This window comes from Amycolatopsis sp. SID8362 (assembly GCF_010550475.1).
GTDB classification, from domain to species: Bacteria; Actinomycetota; Actinomycetes; order Mycobacteriales; family Pseudonocardiaceae; genus Amycolatopsis; species Amycolatopsis eburnea.
The window spans coordinates 1-1,880 of sequence record NZ_JAAGNB010001390.1; the positions used below are offsets into that span (position 1 = coordinate 1).

At 71.5% G+C, this 1,880-nt stretch carries 4 protein-coding genes; all 4 read right to left on the reverse strand.

The features are described from left to right. Positions 1 to 360 (reverse strand): SDR family NAD(P)-dependent oxidoreductase (locus tag G3I65_RS42650; protein ID WP_160701129.1); only part of this gene is annotated, 360 nt, incomplete at its 3' end. 13 nt (positions 361 to 373) lie between these two features. After that, on the reverse strand, positions 374 to 949 hold the full coding sequence (locus G3I65_RS42655) for a flavin reductase family protein (RefSeq protein ID WP_160701130.1): 576 nt from the start codon (positions 947 to 949) through the stop codon (positions 374 to 376). Between the two features lies 1 nt (position 950). Continuing rightward, positions 951 to 1,403 carry a thioesterase family protein gene (locus G3I65_RS42660; RefSeq protein ID WP_125314946.1) on the reverse strand — a complete coding sequence of 151 codons (453 nt, stop codon included), beginning with the start codon at positions 1,401 to 1,403 and terminating at the stop codon, positions 951 to 953. Between the two features lie 2 nt (positions 1,404 to 1,405). Continuing rightward, positions 1,406 to 1,880 (reverse strand): hypothetical protein (locus G3I65_RS42665; protein ID WP_160701131.1); only part of this gene is annotated, 475 nt, incomplete at its 5' end.

Here is a 1,880-nt window from a genome sequence, read left to right on the forward strand (position 1 = left end):
CGACGGCGCGCCGGTCGGGAACAGCGCCCCGACGGTGGAGACGTGCACGATCCGCCCGGTGCCCGCGCGGCGGGCCGCGTCGAGCACGGCCGCCGTGCCTTCGACGTTCACCCGCCACACCTCGGCCCGGCGGCGGCTGTCGAAGGTGTAGACGCCCGCCGCGTGCAGCAGGCCGTCCGCTCCTTCGACGAGCCGGGCGACCGCACCGGGATCGGTGACGTCACCCGTCACGACGTCCACAGTGGACGGAACGCGACCGGGGTCACGGGCGAGCAGCCGCACCCGGTGACCCCGCCGCAGCAGCGCCGCGACCGTGTGGGTCCCGAGGAAGCCGGTTCCGCCCGTGACCGCGATCAGCATGTCGTCCGTCCCTTCAGGCCGCGCGGGCGCGCCCGTCGATCTGGTGGTAGCCGCCGCCGTAGAAGACCAGCGCGTGCTCGCCCTCGCCGCGGCTGGTCTCGACCACCCGGCCGAGGAAGATCGAGTGGTCACCACCCTCGACGACCTGGGCGAGCTCGCACTCCAGCCACGCCAGCGCGCCCTTCAGCAGCGGCGAGCCGGTCTTGCCGCCGACCGTGTAGCCGACCGCTTCGAACTGGGCGATCCCGTCGGGACGGCGCCAGTCGGCGAAGTACTTCGACAGCTCCTGCTGGTCCGCCCCGAGGATGTTCACCCCGAACGAGCCGGCGGTGACGATCGCGGCGTGCATCCGGGCCGCCTTGGAGACGCAGCACAGCACCATCGGCGGCTCCAGCGACACCGACGAGAACGCGTTGGCGGTCATGCCGTGCGCGTCCTCCCCGCCCGCCGTCAGGACGGTCACCCCGGTCGCGAACTGCGCCATCACCTGGCGCAGTCCCGGCTGGGCCGACAGCCCCCGGCGGGCGGGCGAAGTCCGCAGCCGCTTGAGGACGTGAGTCCTCTCGGAAGGCTCTGCTTCGTAGCCCACGTCAGACTCCCTTGCCGTTGACCGCGGCCGTCGAGTAGGGCACCAGCGCCTCGCGCAGCTGCTCGGGAACCCGCGACGGCACGGTCGCCGTGTTGGGCCCGCGCATGCAGGCGATGCGCTGCCGTCCCCGGGCCACCAGGCGCTCCTCACCGTCGGTGGTGAGGTGGACGTAGTCGAACGCGAACTGGATCTGCGTCGAGGTGAGCTCCTCCAGCCGCAGCCGGATGGACAGCTCGTCGAACGCGGTGATCTCGGCGAAGAACTCGCACTCCACCTTGAGGGTGAACAGCTTGAGGTCGTGGCGGACCTCTTCGAGCACCGCCGGCGCCTTCTCCTTCAGGAACATCTCGCGGCACCGGCCCTGCCAGCGCACGTAGTTCACGTAGTAGACGTTGCCCACCAGGTTGGTCTCTTCGAAGCCGACCGTGTGGCGGATCTCGTAGTAGTCGGACATCTTCAGTTCCCCTCTGCGTGGAGCACGGCGAACACGATCGGGTCGGTCCGGTCGTTGACGGTGGTCGACCAGGTGGCGATCCGGGCGTTGCCGGAGGCGAGCAGCGCCCACCCGTCGGCGTCGACCTGGCGGACGGTCAGCGCCTGGGTCATCAGCCCGGTCTTGCGGACGCACTCCAGCGCGCTCCAGACCCGGGTGTTGGCGACACTGATCGGTTCCCCGGTGTCCGCGGCGAGCAGCCGGCCGAGGCCGAGCAGCTCCTCGCCGAGCAGGCCGGCCCAGTCCTCTTCGGTGCGTTCGATCGCCGTCTCGATGTCGCAGGCGACCTGGTCGGCGCCGGCGACCACGAGGGTCAGCTGCGAGGTGTGCGAAGCGCCGACGTTGCCGCCGTCGAACTCCGGCTTGCCGTCGGGGCGGTAGCGGACCTCGACCGGCTTGTCGAGGGCGCGGCCCGCCGCGAGCGCGGTCTGCGCCCGC

Excerpts from the sequence above, each read along its gene's own strand:
- G3I65_RS42660 (WP_125314946.1), bottom strand. The coding sequence starts at position 1,403 with ATGTCCGACTACTACGAGATCCGCCACACGGTCGGCTTCGAAGAGACC.